The following is a 14,614-nucleotide window of genomic DNA, read 5'->3' on the forward strand; positions in this document are numbered from 1 at the left end:
TTTGAAAACAGCTTCCAACGGACATTGTTGCCTTTGAAAAGGCGGGATGATTCTACGGCAAAAAAAGCCCGAAGGTAAGGCGGCGAAGATGACTTTAACGAGTGACCCTGGTTAGACAAAGGGCTAACATGGGTTCGTGTTCCATCGCCAAGCTGTTGTTTTTCATGTCCAACAAGTCCATCAAGACCCCTTGCGTCGGCCTGTGCTCCACGGTTTACGGAGACACGGTTTGCCGTGGCTGCAAGCGGTTTCACCACGAAGTGATCAACTGGAACGGCTACGACGATGCGCAAAAGCGCGCCGTGTGGCTGCGCCTGGAGCAGCTGCTGGTGCAGGTGATGATGGCCAAGCTGGAGGTGTTCGACAAAGGCCTGCTGCGCCAGCAACTGGAGCAGCGTTCCATCCGCTTTGTCGAGCAGCAGTCGGAATATTGCTGGGCGTACCAGCTGATTGCCCGCGGGGCGCGGATGATCCGTGACCTGGAAGCCTATGGCATGGTGCTGTTGCCGGAATTTCGCGACTGGGAGCTGCCGCAGTTGCGCGACGCCATCGACCGCGAGTTCTTCCTGCTGTCCGAGGCGCATTACCAGCGCTACATCGCCCCCGGTTTCCTGCGCGATGGCTTGGAGGCGGGGCAGGGCTGAAGCTTTATTGGTGAAGCTGCCGGCCTCTTCGCGGGCATGCCCGCGAATGGGCTGGTGCGTTTACCAAATCAGTCGCCGGTATATTCGCAACCGCTGGTGCAGGTTTCGTGGATGCGCACCTTCGACAGTTCCGGCAGCAGCGGCTTGACCTGGTCCCAGATCCACTTGGCGATCACTTCACTGGTGGGGTTTTCCAGGCCCGGTATGTCGTTCAGGTAGTTGTGATCCAGTTGCTCGTAGATCGGCTTGAAGACCGCCTTGATCTCGGCGAAGTCGCGAATCCAGCCGGTGTGCGGGTCGAGCGGGCCGGTCAGGTGCAGGCCGACCTTGAATGAGTGGCCATGCAGGCGACCGCATTTGTGCCCGGCAGGGACGTGCGGCAGGCGGTGGGCCGATTCGAATGTGAATTCCTTGAAGATTTCCACGCTGTCATAACTCTATGTGAATCAAGAATGCGCGCAGTCTACCAGCATGGCCGCTACAAGGCTTGCAGGCGTTCATGCAACCGCCCGGTGGCAATCAGCTCCAGCAGCTCGTCGCCCAGCCGCTGGCTCTCGGCAATGGCCTTGTACCAGTAGCGCTTGCGGCCAGGCGCATCGCCCATGAAACGCTTGAAGTCATTGCGGTCGGGCAGCTTGCCGTAGGGCAGGGCAGCCAGGTACTGCGGCGAGGGCGTCATCAGCAGCACGTTCTGCAGGCGGGTGGCATCGCCCTTGCGCCAGGGCAGGGCCTTGTCGAACCAGCCGGGTACGACCTTGTCGGTGAAGTGCGGGTACAGCACCAGGTCGTCGCCGCGGTAGGGCAGGTCGAGGTGGTAGTCGAGCAGACCGCCGTCGCGGTAGGTGCCTGCACCTGCACCAGGGATGTCTTTCACGCCTTCCATGACCATGGGGATGGAGCCCGAGGCAAGCAGGGCATGGCGCAGGTTGGCCAGGTCCAGCGGCAGGCAGCGCGAGGGGAAGTCGGTCAGTGCGTCGAGCGGCGGCGTGGCGCGGCCGTCGTGCAGGATGACGCGCTCGAAGTGCCGTGCCAGGCGCGAGCGGCCGAGCAGGTTGCTGGCAATCACCGAACCCAGGCCGAGGCCCAGGCGGCCCCGATGGTCGTGGGCGAGCTGGCCATGGCTCTTCACCACCAGGATGTTCAGGCGATAGTGCGGGTTGGCCAGCAGCTGGCTGTCGCGGCCTTGCAGCAGGTCATCGAGCATGTGTTGGCAGCTGCGGCTGATTTCGGCCGGGGTGACGCCCTTGGCGAAATCCTGCTCGGTGTACAGTTCGCCCAGGCGACGGATGCCTGCGACCGGGTCGTCGAGGCAGGCACTGGCAAAGCGCCAGGCGCCGATCGAGGCGCCGATCAGCGCACGTTGGCGTGGCGCCGACGGCAGCCACTCACCGAACAGCGCCAGGTCCAGGCCCTGGATGCCCAGCGGCTTCGGCCCGCCAGCCGCACCCGGTAGCACACCGACATCGGCCGCCTGCAAGCCGCGCTCGCGGACCTGCCGCAGGGCACGTTGGCCGGCCTTGAAGGTGAGGGCGGGGTATTTGATGTGAATGGCGCTCATGGCGGATCTCTTGGGCAGCAGGCGGTCATTATAAGGCTTCATGCGAATACCCTGTGGAGCGGGTTCACCCGCGAAGCATGCAACGTGGTGTATGGCACCGGCTGCACCGGTGTTCGCGGGCCAGCCCGCTCCCACAGTGACCGCGCAGGATTCAGTGATGGCGAGACAGCAGCCTGACCTGCGCTATCATGGCGCCAGTTGTTTTCAGGTTGAATTAAGGACCGGTGGTTAATCTTAACCCCGTAGACAACTTGCACAGTTCTCAGGAGAGAAGAACGATGAAACGCATGACTGCCCTGTTCACCGTAGCCGCCGCCCTTGCCCTGGGCGCCCATTCCGCCATCGCCAAGGATGTGCAGCCCGACGAAGTGGTCAAGCTGGTAAATGCCAAGACCGTCAAGTCGCTGGATGAACTCAAGGCCGCCGCCGTGGCCAAGCACCCAGGAGCCACCGTCACCGACTCCGAACTTGAAGATGAGTACGGTCGCTACGTCTACAAGGTCGAGCTGCGCGACACGCAGAACGTCGAATGGGACGTGGCGCTGGACGCCAAGACCGGTGAAGTGCTGAAGGACGAGCGGGACAACTGATGATCCACCTACTGCGGCCGGCGCGCTACTTCGCGCTGGCGCTGCTGGCCGTCTGTTCCCTGGCCGTTGCCCGTGACCTTGACCAGGACGAAGCCCTGGAACTGCGCCAGAAGGGGATCATCCTGCCGCTCGAGCATCTGTTGGAGACCGCCCTGGGGCGTCACCCCGGGGCGCGCCTGCTGGAGGCCGAGCTGGAAGAAGACGACAATCGCTACGAATACGAAGTCGAGTTGCTGACAGCTGAAGGCGTGGTGCGCGAGATCAAACTCGATGCCAGCAGCGGTGCCCTGCTAAAAGACGAGGAAGACGACTGAATGCGCCTGTTGCTTGTCGAGGACAATGTACCGTTGGCCGATGAACTTACCGCAGGCCTGCAGCGCCAGGGCTACGCCGTGGATTGGCTGGCCGATGGCCGCGACGCGGTGTACCAGGGCCAGAGCGAACCCTACGACCTGATTATCCTGGACCTTGGCCTGCCGGGCCTGCCGGGCCTGGAGGTGCTGGCCCAGTGGCGTGCCGCCGGCCTGGCCACGCCGGTGTTGATCCTTACTGCCCGTGGCTCGTGGGCCGAGCGTATCGAAGGGCTGAAGGCCGGGGCCGATGACTACCTGAGCAAACCCTTCCACCCCGAAGAACTGCAACTGCGCATCCAGGCGTTGTTGCGCCGTGCCCGTGGCCTGGCCAACCAGCCGACGCTGGAAGCGGCCGGCCTGCACCTGGACGAAAGCCGGCAGTGCGTGAACCGTGACGGCGTGGATATCCAGCTGACCGCCGCCGAGTTCCGCCTGCTGCGCTACTTCATGCTGCATCCGCAGCAGATCCTGTCCAAGAGCCACCTGGCCGAGCACCTCTACGACGGTGAAACCGAGCGCGACTCCAACGTGCTGGAAGTGCACGTCAACCACTTGCGACGCAAGCTGGGCCGCAGCGTCATCGAGACCCGCCGCGGGCAGGGCTACATCTACGCCGGGAGCGCCGCGTGAAGTCGATCCAGGCGCGCCTGAGCCTGGGCCTGGTGGCGGTGCTGGTGGTGGTCGGCCTGGTGCTGGCGCAGCTGACCCTTTGGTTGTTCGAGGTCGGCCTGCAGCGCTACCTGGAGAATGGCCTGCGCAAGGAAAGCGAAAACCTGTTGGTGGCCCTGGTGCGCGGGCCTTCGGGTCTGCAGTTGGATGAGCGGCGTATCTCGGCCGCCTACCAGCGACCGTTTTCCGGCTATTACTTCCGCATCGATTTCGATAAAGGTACCTGGCGTTCCCGGTCGCTGTGGGATCTGGACATGCCCAAACCCGCCGCGCCGGGCCTTTCCGACAGCCACGAACTCGGCCCGGAAGGCCAGCAACTGCTTGCCCTGCGTGCCGACTACCGGCGCCTGGGCCAGGACATCTCGATCAGCGTGGCACAGGATTATTCACCGGTACGCGAAGGTTTCCGGCGCCTGCAGCAGATCGGCCTGGGCATGGGCCTGGTGGCGCTGATCCTGGTGCTGGTGTTGCAGCGCATCACCGTGACCCGCTCGCTGCGGCCGCTGGAGCGGGCACGCCAGCAGATCGCCCAGTTGCAGCAGGGCCAGCGCTCGCAGCTGGATGCCGAAGTGCCCAGCGAACTGGCGCCGCTGGTGGGGCAGATCAACCACCTGCTGAGCCATACCGAAGACAGCCTGCGCCGCTCGCGCAATGCCTTGGGCAACCTGGGCCATGCATTGAAGACGCCGCTGGCGGTTTTGCTGAGCCTGGCCTCCAGCGAGCGCCTGAAAGACCTGCCGGATGTTCGCGCGCAGATGCGCGAGCAACTGGAGCAGATTCAGCAGCGCCTGGCGCGTGAGCTGAACCGTGCGCGGCTGGCGGGGGATGCGCTGCCTGGTGCGCAGTTCGACTGCGACGTCGAGCTGCCGGGGCTGCTGGGGACACTGGGCATGATCCATGGCGAGGGCCTGCTGCTGGCCAGGGATGTGCCGCCCGGGCTGCTGCTGCCGTGGGACCGCGAGGACTTCCTGGAACTGCTCGGCAACCTGCTGGACAACGCCTGCAAGTGGGCCGACAGCGAGGTGCGGCTGGGTATCGCGCCGAGTGCCGATGGCTACCAGGTGTGGGTCGATGATGATGGCCCCGGTATCCCCGAGGGCCAGCGGCAGCAGGTGCTGGAGCGCGGCTCGCGGCTGGACGAGCAGGTAGACGGGCACGGGCTGGGGTTGGGCATCGTGCGCGATATCGTCGAGGCCTGGGGCGGGCGCCTGGCGCTGCTGGATAGCCCGTTGGGCGGGCTGCGGGTGAGCATAGACTTGCCGCGCAAGGCTCGGTAATACCAGGGTCGCTTTGCAGCCCATCGCCGGCAAGCCAGCTCTCATAGAACAACACATGACTCATTGGTTCGGCGAGGTTCTGTAGGAGCAGCCTTGTGCTGCGAAGAGGCCGGTACTGACAAAGCCTGTCTGTTGCTTGTACCGGCCTCTTCGCAGCACAAGGCTGCTCCTACAAAGGACGCGTCAGACGAGCGATACTTGTTCTCTGCGCGACAGCGCAGCCCAAAAGGGCTGGGTAATCTCCCACAGGGATCGCGCCAACTTTTAGAATTTGAGCAAGACAGTTGCTCCCGCGCCACCCGCATCGACCTCAAGCCATGTGCAGGACCCTGTGGGAGCTGGCTTGCCGGCGATGGGCTGCAAAGCAGCCCCATTGTGGGAGCCGACAAGCATGACCCCATGGGCCGTATCACCACTGCAAAAAAATTGCAGTACAGCCGCATTTTTTTGAATTAGCCCAATCTCACCCCACCCGGCAAAATTCCCCCACGAAACCTTGCGGTTTCCATCTCTCCACGGACGGAGCCCCTTGTGCTATTGCAACCGCAATACGAGGCCCAGGCCACCTCGGCTGGGCTTTCTTTTTAACCAGAAAAAACTACAGATTCCGATTACCTACATGCCTGCCTCGCGTTTCGAAAGTCGTTTGCAGCGGCTGTTGCCAGCGCCCCTGAATATTCCCCCCAAAGAATGGTTGCGTGCCGGTATCGGCGCGTTGTTCGGCCTGTTCCTCGCCGGCTGGCTGACCAGCATGGCCTACGGCCCCAGCATTGCCTTGCACCTGCTCGGCCCGCTGGCGGCTTCGGCCGTGCTGGTGTTCGCCGTGCACTCCGGCCCGTTGGCCCAGCCCTGGCCTGTGCTGGGCAGCTACGCCCTGGCCGGTGCGGTCGGCCTGGCCATGCGCCAGGGCTTCGGCCCGCAGCTGTGGGTTGCCGCTGCAGCCCTGGGTATCTCGATTCTGGTGATGTGCCTGCTGCGCTGCCTGCACCCGCCAGGCGGCGGGGTGGCGGTGAGCGCGGTGCTGGCCGACCCCGGGCTTACCGCCATGGGCGACCACCTGCTGGAGCCGGTGCTGCTCAACGCGCTGATCCTGGTAGCGGTGGCGATCCTCTACAACCGCGTCACCGGCGTGCGCTACCCGAAAGGCGCGGTGCCGCGCAAGGATCTGCACCACACCCATGACCCGCTCCCCAGCGAGCGGGTCGGCATCCGTGGGGAAGACCTGGACCAGGCTCTGGAAGAACTGGGGGAGTTCGTCGATGTCACCCGTGACGAACTGGAGCGCATCATCCTGGCCACCGAGCAACACGCCCTGCAGCGCAGCCTCGGCGGCATCACCGCGGCCTCGGTGATGTCCCGCGACGTGCAGTTCGCCACGCCTGACACCACCCTGGAGCAGGCCTGGAAACTGCTGGCCAGCCACCACCTGAAAACCCTGCCGGTGCTGCAGCAGGGCAAGCTGGTGGGAGTAGTCAGCCTCAGCGATCTGGTCGGCCCGGCCATGCAGCGTGGCCGCTTCAGTTGGCGTGGGTTGTTCGGCCGCAAGACGGTGCGCATGGAGCAGGTGATGAGCCGCCGGGTAATCAGCGTCAGCAGCCAGCACCCGCTGGAGCGCTTGCTGCCACTGCTGTGCGAACAGGGCCTGCATTGCCTGCCAGTGCTCGATGCCGACCAGTTGGTGGGGGTGATCACCCAGACCGATCTGATCGCCGGCCTCAAGCGCCAGTTGCTTAGCGAGGCCGAGGCTTCAGATAAGCGGGTCCCAGCGTTGTGACCAGTCGCTGGCGCCGGCGGCCACCAGCCGGCGCAGGATGGCGAAGGCCTGTTGCAGGGCTTCGCTGTCGCGTTTGCGCGGGTACACCAGGAAGGTCGGGTAGGTGAATTCCGGCGCCTGCGGTACCCGCTCGAACACCCCGCTGTCCAGATAGGCCTGCACTACCCGCGTGCGGAAGTAGCCACTGCCGCCCTGGTCGAGTATGAACTGCAAGGCCAGCGGGCCCAGGTTGAAGCTCAGCGCCGGGCGCGCGCAGTCGGGCAGGGCGGCATCGTGCTGGCGACGGAAGGCTTCTCCCCAGTCGATATAGATGTACGGGTCTGGCTGGTCGACCCGGCGCACACGTATCAGCTTTTCCTCCATCAGTTGCTCCACCTGCAGGCCCGGGCCGTAGGTCGGCTGGTAGACCAGCGCGGCATCCAGCAGGCCCATCTCGACCTTGCGCAGCAGCGATTCGCCGTCGCTCACCTCGCTGCGGATGGCATGGCTGGGCAGTTCGCGGTGCAGGGCACTGACCCAGTCGAGCAGCATCGGGTTGCCCAGGCTCACCTCAGCGCCCACGTGCAGCACTTGCTGGCAGCCTTGGGGCAGCGGGAGGTCGCGGCGCGCCGCTTCCCAGGTTTGCACCATCTGGTTGGCATAACTGACGAATGCCTCGCCGTCGCTGGTCAGGCTGGCGCCGTTGCGGCTGCGCACGAACAGCTGGCAGCCCAGTTGCTGCTCCAGGCGCTGCACCCGCGCGGTGATCGCCGTCTGTGACACGAACAGGCGTTCGGCGGCGGCGACCAGGCTGCCGCAACGCACGATTTCCAGAAAGGTACGAGCCTGATCGATGTCCATGAGCTGCTCGGTGGCTGAAGGGGTGGCCTATTCTAGAGGCTTCGCACCGTTATGGGGCGTTTTTGCGTTGTCTGCAAATTTGCAGGTCGGTTGTGACTTTAGTCCCATGGCGGCGCGGGTGTAGCGGTCCATACTCAAGTTTCGCCCTTCAATAACAACAAGTACCGGGTTTCTTTCGATATGAGCTACCAGCACAGCTACGCCCATTCCATTTCCGACCCTGCCGCTTTCTGGGCGGAGCAGGCCGCGCACCTGGCCTGGCACCGCAAGCCGGCCCTCACGCTGCAAGAAAATGCCGACGGTACCCACCGCTGGTTTGCCGATGGCCGCCTGAACAGCTGCTACCTGGCCCTCGATCACCAGATCGAGCAGGGCCGTGGCGAGCAGCTGGCGCTGATTTACGACTCGCCGGTGACCGGTGTGCAACAGGCCTACACCTACCACCAACTGCGTGACGAGGTGGCGCGCCTGGCCGGTTTGTTACGCCAGTTGGGGGTGAACAAGGGCGATGGCGTGATCATCTACATGCCCATGGTGCCGCAGGCGGCCATGGCCATGCTGGCCTGCGCGCGGATTGGCGCAGTGCACTCGGTGGTGTTCGGTGGCTTTGCCGCCAACGAGCTGGCCTTGCGCATCGACGATGCCCGGCCCACGCTGCTGCTGACGGCCTCCTGCGGGCTGGAGTTCGACCGGGTAATCGAATACAAGCCGCTGGTCGATCGTGCCCTGCAACTGGCCCGCCACCAGCCGCGCAACGTGCTGGTGCTGCAGCGCCCGCAGGCGCGTGCCCAGCTGCAGCCAGGCCGCGACCTGGACTGGCAGGCGGCATTGGCCAAAGCTGAGCCGGTGCCACCGGTGGAACTGGATGCGGGTGATCCGCTGTACATCATGTACACCTCTGGCACCACCGGCAAACCCAAGGGCATCGTGCGTGAAAACGGCGGCAATGCCGTCGCGCTGTGCTACGCCATGCGCCATATCTACGGCATGCAGGCCGGCGATGTGTGGTGGGGCATATCCGACGTGGGCTGGGTGGTTGGCCATTCGCTGATCGTCTATGGGCCGCTGATGAGCGGCTGCACCACGGTGTTCTACGAAGGCAAGCCGATCCGCACCCCGGATGCCTCGGCCTACTGGCGGGTGGTGGAGCAATACAAGGTCAACGCATTGTTCTGCGCCCCTACGGCCATGCGCGCCATCCGCAAGGAAGACCCTGAGGGCGAGCTGATCCGCAAGCACGACCTGAGCTCGCTGCGCCAGTTGTTCCTGGCTGGCGAGAAGCTGGATTCCAGCACCCACGAATGGCTGGAACGGGTCAGTGGCAAGCCGGTGCATGACCATTGGTGGCAGACCGAGACCGGCTGGCCGGTCACCGCGCCCTGCGTAGGGCTGGAGGGCAGCGCAGCGAAGCCGGGATCGAGCAACCGGGCGGTGCCGGGCTACCACGTGCGCGTGCTGGATGACGAGGGCCACCTGCTGGGGCCCAACCACCAGGGTTCGATCGTCATCGCCCTGCCATTGCCGCCCGGGTGCAGCCAGACGCTTTGGGGCGACCACGAGCGTTACCTGCAGGCTTACCTGCGGACTTACCCGGGGTATTACCACACGGGTGACGGTGGCTACCTGGACGATGACGGCTTCGTCTACATCATGGGGCGCACCGATGACGTGATCAACGTGTCCGGGCACCGGCTGTCCACCGGCGAGATGGAAGACCTGGTGGCACGCCACCCGGCAGTGGCCGAGTGCGCGGTGATTGGCGTGCATGACGAGATCAAGGGGCAGGTGCCGTTGGCGCTGGTGGTGCTCAAGGACGGCGAGGGCATTGCCGAGGCGCAGTTGCTGGTGGACCTGGTGGGCAGCGTGCGCGAGGAGATTGGCGCGTTGGCATGTTTCAACCGGGTGCGGTTGGTGAAGCGACTGCCCAAGACCCGCTCCGGGAAGATTCTGCGGGCGGTGCTGCGCAAGATTGCCGACGGGCAGGACTATGTGCCGCCTTCGACCCTGGATGACCCGGCGGTGCTGGGGGAGATCGAGGCGGTGCTGGCGGATTTGCCCAGGGCTGGCTGAGGGTTTGACCTTGCTGGCCTCTTCGCGGGTAAACCCGCTCCTACAGGGATGTCACAGGCCTTGAGAACTGTGCAATACCTGTGGGAGAGAGGCCGGCCTGGTCAATACAGTTCTAGGGTCCTACCTGATGCAGCTGTCCCAGCCGGCTGCGCGTACGCATCAGGTCGGCAAGCGGCCCGCCCAGGCTTTCTTCCAGTGGCCGCTTGCCGATCACCAGCACCTGCCGGTCCTGGTCATACAGCACATCCACCAGGTTGACGAAGCGCTGCTGCGCCGCCAGGGAACATTCCGACAAGTCATCCAGCCCATCGATGATCCACTCATCGTATTGCCCGGCCAGCACCAGGTAGTCGATCACTGCCGTGGCCTTTTCGCACAGGTCGTCAAAGCCCAGCACCACCCGCCGGCCGTCCACCGCCAGTGCGCGCAGCGGGCGCTTGTTCACTTCCAGCATCACCGGCTGCGGCTCGGGCACATTCAGCGCCTGGCGCTGCGCTGCATTGCCCGGCCAGACATAGTGGCCCCGGGTAAAGCGCTGATGTTCGCGGTTGGCCGGCAGGCTGCGGAAATCGGTATCGCCACCCACTTCCAGCACTTCCATCGCGCTGTTGATCAGGCGGATCACCGGCAGGAAGCGCTCGTGGTACAGCGGGTTTGGCAGCAGCCCTTCGGGTGCATAGTTGGACGTCACCAGCAGGAATACGCCACGGCTGAACAACGCATTGAACAGCCGTGTGAGCAGCATGGCATCGCCAATGTCGTGCACATGGAATTCGTCGAAGCACAGCACCTGGCAATCACCCACCAGCTCGTCGAGGGTCGCGCCCAGTGCATCATCCAGCGCCCGGTGGCGGTGCATGCCCTGGTGCAGGCGGGCAAAGAAGTCATGGAAGTGCAGGCGCAGCTTGGCCTGCACCGGCACGGCCTGGAAAAAGCCGTCGAGCAGCCAACTCTTGCCACGGCCCACCGAACCGTACAGGTACAGGCTGCGTGGCTGGCCTTGTTCGAGCTGCGCCAGCTGTTCGGCCATGCAGTGGATTACCCGGCGTTGGCCGTCGCTGAGTTGGTAACCGCGGCTGTGCGCCTTGTCCTCGAACCAGCCGAGCAGTTCGCTCTGGTTGGCGGCGGCGCCGCGCAGGCGTTGGCCAAGCTGGCGTAGCGGGGTAGGGATCCAGGCAGGCAAAAGCAAAGCTCCTTGGGCGATGGCAGGGCAGGGTGCAGCTTGCCCGAGGGCGGCCATTTTGACTAATACAGAAAGTGCGCGGCAATCATCGCCTGACGAGATAGGTTCGCCATGCAGGCGTACAGTAAAGGCTGGAACCGGTGCGAGGAGGGGCGAGCATGCACGCCGACTTTGATCTGCAGCGCTTCGTAGAGGCGCAGAACCCTGTGTATGACCAGGTGATGCAAGAGCTGCAGGCCGGGCGCAAGCGCAGCCACTGGATGTGGTACGTGTTTCCGCAGCTCGATGGCCTGGGCCACAGCGCCATGGCCGAACGCTATGCGCTGGCCGGTATCGACGAAGCCCGTGCCTACCTGGCTCATCCGCTGCTCGGCCCGCGCCTGCAAGCGTGCGTGACTGCGCTGCTGCAGCACCATGACAAGAGTGCCCGTGAAATGCTCGGCAGCCCTGACTACCTCAAGCTGCGCTCGTGCCTGACCCTGTTCGCCCAGGCCGCGCCCGGCAACCCGTTGTTCCAGCTGGCGCTGGTGCAGTTCTACGACGGTGAGCCGGACGCCCTGACGCTGGCCATGTTGCAGGGTTAGTTCAGGCCTTTTGCTCCAGTTGGCGCTCGATCATGTACTTCACTGCCAGCCGACGTTCTTTCAGGCGGCGCAAGTCTTCATCCTCGAAGTTGCCCGCCGAAATCGACTCGGCGGCCAGCACCTGATTGTCGATGTCCATGTATTCGTCCAGCAGACGGTCCAGTGCCTTGTCCTGCTGTCGGCGCTGCTGGACGATTTCGCGCGGGTAGTGCAAGTCCTGGTAAAGATCGTGGGAGACAGGCATGGGGTCCTCCTTGGTCAATGCAGATGGTTCATCTGATTGGAAGGGAGGAATGCGATTGTGTTGAAGCCAAGCGGGCGGAAAGCGACGGATGGTCGCCTCGCCAACCGCGAAAATGACTAACTCGCTGTTTTTTGGTAATTTTTTTTCATCAGGGGGTTCACAGACCGAAAGTTTGTTGTTAAAGTGCCGCGCATTCCAAGACAACAACCCAGTTGTCACTCAGTTGGAATTGTCAGAGCAGCAGATGCTGCATCCGATACAGGGGCGTCGCCAAGCGGTAAGGCAGCAGGTTTTGATCCTGCCATGCGTTGGTTCGAATCCAGCCGCCCCTGCCATTTTCTTGCTTCAAACGTATCTCGGTCCGGTGCTTGGAAAGACAAGCGCTGGGCTTTTTCGTTTCCGCAGGTTTTGCCGAAGGCTCTGTTCGGTCACCTGGCCGTTCCAAGCATCTCGTTCAGCAAGCGGGCCAGTTCATCGGCCTGTACCGGCTTCTGGATCACCAGGCTGCCCGGCAACTCCAGTCCCTGCAACTCTGCATAACCGGTAAGAAGCACCACCGGCAGGTGCGGGTAGCGCTCGCGCGCCGCCAGGGCCAGTTGCGCACCGTTGAACTCGGGCATGGCGAAATCGCTCAGTAGCAGGTCGATCTGCTCATCCAGCAAGGCCAAAGCCTGTTCGCCACTGTGCGCCTGGCGTACCTGGTAGCCGTACTGGCGCAACACATCACCAAGCATGTCGCGTACCAGATGGTCGTCATCCACCAGCAGCACGGTGCGATTACAACCGCTTTCGCTAGTCGAGTGGCTGAGCAGCGACGGCATCGGTTCGTTGACGGCTTCACCCTTGACTGCCGGCAGATACACGGCCACCTGCGTACCACGCCCCGGCGTGGTGTCGATGCGCACGCCACCCCCGGACTGTTTGGCGAAGCCGAATACCTGGGCCAGGCCCAGGCCCGAACCCTTGCCGATATCCTTGGTGGTGAAGAACGGTTCGAACACCTTGGCCAACACCTCTTCGCTCATGCCGCAGCCGGTATCGCGGATACTCAGCATCACGTACTCGCCAGGGTCCGGGTCTTCCGGGCGCTGTGGACGTGCGTCGATCCGGGTGTTGCGGGTCGACAGCGTCAGCTGGCCACCGTCGGGCATGGCATCGCGGGCATTGATCGCCAGGTTGAGAATGATCATTTCGGTCTGGGTCGGGTCGGTCAGGGCCTGCCACAAGGTTGGTTCCAGGTCCAGGCGCACCGAGACATTGCCGCCCAAGGTGCGGCGCAGCAACTCTTCCAGCCCGGCCAGGGTGCGGTTGAGGTTCAGCGCCACCGGCTCCAGGCGCTGGCGGCGGGAGAAAGCCAGCAACTGCGAGGTCAGCTTGGCGCCGCGCTCGCCGGCTTCGCGGATGTGCTTGAGCCGCGCACTGGCCTTTTCCAGGTCGGCTTTGGCCAGGTCGCGCTCAAGGAAGCTGGCGCCGGTGAGGATTACCGTCAGCAGGTTGTTGAAGTCGTGAGCCACACCGGCGGTAAGCTGGCCGACCGCTTCCAGGCGCTGCATCTGCTGCAGCGCGGCCTCGATGCGTTCGCGTTCGGCGATCTGCTCGCGCAGGCGGGCGTTGGCTTCGGCCAGGCCCAGGGCGGCTTCGCGCTCGCTGGTGATGTCGCGTGCCACCACGTACAGCAGGGTGTCTTCCGGCACCACCACCCAAGACAACCAGCGCTGCTGACCACCGGCATCCAGGATACGCCCGACAAAGCGGGCGCTGGTGCGACCATGGGCGAGGGCGGCCAGTTCGGTGAGCATCAGTTCCTGGTCATGCTCGGGCAGCAGGTGCAGCAAGGACGACTGGCTCAGACGTTCGCGGGACAAGCCCAGGCTGGCTTCCCAGGCGGGGTTCAGCGCGACTGGGGTCAGGTCCTTGTTGAGCACGGCCAGCAAGTCTTGCGACAGCTCCCAGGCACGGTCGCGTTCGCGGGTGCGGCGCTCGACCCTTTCCCCCAGCATTTCGTTGAGCTGGCGCAGTGCCTGGGTGGCCAGGCGTTGGGTGTGGATGTCCTGCAACACCCCGGAAAAGCGCACGCACTGGTCGTTGACGAACCGGCTCTGGCCGCTGCTGAGCAACCAGCGCGGTTCCAGGCCGTCGGGTTGGGCGATGCGGAATTCGACCCGATACAGGCCGCCACCTTCCGGGCACATGGCCTGTTCCACCGCCTCGCGCACCTGCGGCAGGTCGTCGGGGTAGATGCCGGCGTAAAACACCTCGAGGCTCATTTCAGTATCGGTGGGTAGACCGAACAGGGTCTTGCAGCGGTCATCCCACAACAACAGGCCTTCCTGCGGGCGCATGTCCCATGTGCCCATGCCGGCAGCGTCGATGGCAATGCGTGCACGTGCCTCGACGTCTGCCAGGGCCTCTTCGGCGCGGCGCCGGCGCTGGCGCTCCTGCACTTCGGTCAGGGCCCGGCGCACGGCCTTGGGCAGCAGAGGCAGGTTCTTCTTCAGCACATAGTCGGTGGCGCCCAGGCGGATCATTTCCACCGCATGTTCTTCGCCATAGATACCAGACAGGAAAATGAACGGAATGTCGGGTGCCAGGCGCTGGGCGATGGCCAGCACATCGGTGCCGGACGAGCCCGGGAGCACGCAGTCGCACAAGATCAGGTCGAAGTGGGCCTCGCTCAGGGCTTGCTCGACACCGGAATGGTCGAACACCAGCTGCGCCTGCACCTGCAACCCGCTGCGTTCCAGGCGCATCAGGGTCAGCTCGGCGTCCATCGAGTTGTCTTCGACCATCAGCAGTTTCAGCGGCGTTGGCTGCATCGTCGCGGGCAC

At 64.1% G+C, this 14,614-nt stretch carries 14 protein-coding genes and 1 tRNA gene; 9 read left to right on the forward strand and 6 right to left on the reverse strand.

Features of this window, described 5'->3' with window-relative positions:
- The first annotated feature begins 164 nt into the window (after window positions 1-164).
- Complete coding sequence (locus E5221_RS10780) at window positions 165-644, forward strand: DUF1289 domain-containing protein (protein WP_182328817.1); 480 nt, start codon at window positions 165-167, stop codon at window positions 642-644.
- A gap of 68 nt (window positions 645-712) precedes the next feature.
- Here the strand turns inward: E5221_RS10780 and queD are convergent, their stop codons facing one another.
- Window positions 713-1,069: a 6-carboxytetrahydropterin synthase QueD gene (queD, locus tag E5221_RS10785; RefSeq protein ID WP_015269720.1), complete on the reverse strand. Its 357-nt coding sequence runs from the start codon at window positions 1,067-1,069 to the stop codon at window positions 713-715.
- Window positions 1,070-1,122: 53 nt separating this feature from the next.
- Entirely contained in the window at window positions 1,123-2,202 is a 1,080-nt protein-coding gene (locus tag E5221_RS10790) for a patatin-like phospholipase family protein (RefSeq protein WP_015269721.1), read from the reverse strand.
- A gap of 278 nt (window positions 2,203-2,480) precedes the next feature.
- Between E5221_RS10790 and E5221_RS10795 the strand changes: the two genes are divergently transcribed.
- The 5 genes from E5221_RS10795 (at window position 2,481) to E5221_RS10815 (ending at window position 6,865) form a co-directional block, all read left to right on the forward strand.
- A complete protein-coding gene (locus E5221_RS10795) occupies window positions 2,481-2,792 on the forward strand; it encodes a PepSY domain-containing protein (protein ID WP_003256549.1) in 312 nt (103 codons plus the stop codon).
- The gene (locus E5221_RS10800) at window positions 2,792-3,106 is read left to right on the forward strand and encodes a PepSY domain-containing protein (RefSeq protein WP_013971918.1); all 315 of its coding nucleotides are present in this window, start codon (window positions 2,792-2,794) and stop codon (window positions 3,104-3,106) included. The genes E5221_RS10795 and E5221_RS10800 overlap by 1 nt, the downstream gene beginning before the upstream one ends.
- The gene (locus E5221_RS10805; RefSeq protein ID WP_013971919.1) at window positions 3,107-3,775 is read left to right on the forward strand and encodes a response regulator transcription factor; all 669 of its coding nucleotides are present in this window, start codon (window positions 3,107-3,109) and stop codon (window positions 3,773-3,775) included.
- A complete protein-coding gene (locus tag E5221_RS10810; protein WP_013971920.1) occupies window positions 3,772-5,091 on the forward strand; it encodes a sensor histidine kinase in 1,320 nt (439 codons plus the stop codon). The genes E5221_RS10805 and E5221_RS10810 overlap by 4 nt, the downstream gene beginning before the upstream one ends.
- Before the next feature lie 619 nt (window positions 5,092-5,710).
- A complete protein-coding gene (locus E5221_RS10815; RefSeq protein ID WP_013971921.1) occupies window positions 5,711-6,865 on the forward strand; it encodes an HPP family protein in 1,155 nt (384 codons plus the stop codon).
- Here the strand turns inward: E5221_RS10815 and E5221_RS10820 are convergent.
- Complete coding sequence (locus E5221_RS10820; RefSeq protein WP_047932629.1) at window positions 6,839-7,705, reverse strand: LysR family transcriptional regulator; 867 nt, start codon at window positions 7,703-7,705, stop codon at window positions 6,839-6,841. The genes E5221_RS10815 and E5221_RS10820 overlap by 27 nt on opposite strands.
- Before the next feature lie 180 nt (window positions 7,706-7,885).
- Here E5221_RS10820 and E5221_RS10825 point away from each other — a divergent pair, with 180 nt between their 5' ends.
- On the forward strand, window positions 7,886-9,775 hold the full coding sequence (locus E5221_RS10825; RefSeq protein WP_096010186.1) for a propionyl-CoA synthetase: 1,890 nt from the start codon (window positions 7,886-7,888) through the stop codon (window positions 9,773-9,775).
- A gap of 112 nt (window positions 9,776-9,887) precedes the next feature.
- On the opposite strand, the gene zapE is transcribed toward E5221_RS10825, so the two are convergent.
- Entirely contained in the window at window positions 9,888-10,958 is a 1,071-nt protein-coding gene (gene zapE, locus E5221_RS10830) for a cell division protein ZapE (protein ID WP_015269727.1), read from the reverse strand.
- 158 nt (window positions 10,959-11,116) lie between these two features.
- Between zapE and E5221_RS10835 the strand changes: the two genes are divergently transcribed.
- Complete coding sequence (locus E5221_RS10835; RefSeq protein ID WP_003256418.1) at window positions 11,117-11,542, forward strand: DUF1810 domain-containing protein; 426 nt, start codon at window positions 11,117-11,119, stop codon at window positions 11,540-11,542.
- A 1-nt stretch (window position 11,543) separates the two neighbouring features.
- On the opposite strand, the gene E5221_RS10840 is transcribed toward E5221_RS10835, so the two are convergent.
- Window positions 11,544-11,786, reverse strand: coding sequence for a DUF465 domain-containing protein (locus tag E5221_RS10840; RefSeq protein ID WP_013971925.1), 243 nt, complete (start codon window positions 11,784-11,786; stop codon window positions 11,544-11,546).
- Window positions 11,787-12,046: 260 nt separating this feature from the next.
- Between E5221_RS10840 and E5221_RS10845 the strand changes: the two genes are divergently transcribed.
- A tRNA-Gln gene (locus tag E5221_RS10845) sits at window positions 12,047-12,121 on the forward strand.
- A gap of 93 nt (window positions 12,122-12,214) precedes the next feature.
- On the opposite strand, the gene E5221_RS10850 is transcribed toward E5221_RS10845, so the two are convergent.
- Window positions 12,215-14,602: a hybrid sensor histidine kinase/response regulator gene (locus tag E5221_RS10850; protein ID WP_247847367.1), complete on the reverse strand. Its 2,388-nt coding sequence runs from the start codon at window positions 14,600-14,602 to the stop codon at window positions 12,215-12,217.
- Between the last annotated feature and the right edge of the window lie 12 nt (window positions 14,603-14,614).

Origin of the sequence: Pseudomonas sp. A2, from assembly GCF_023100865.1 — a bacterium.
Classification (GTDB): domain Bacteria; phylum Pseudomonadota; class Gammaproteobacteria; order Pseudomonadales; family Pseudomonadaceae; genus Aquipseudomonas; species Aquipseudomonas asiatica.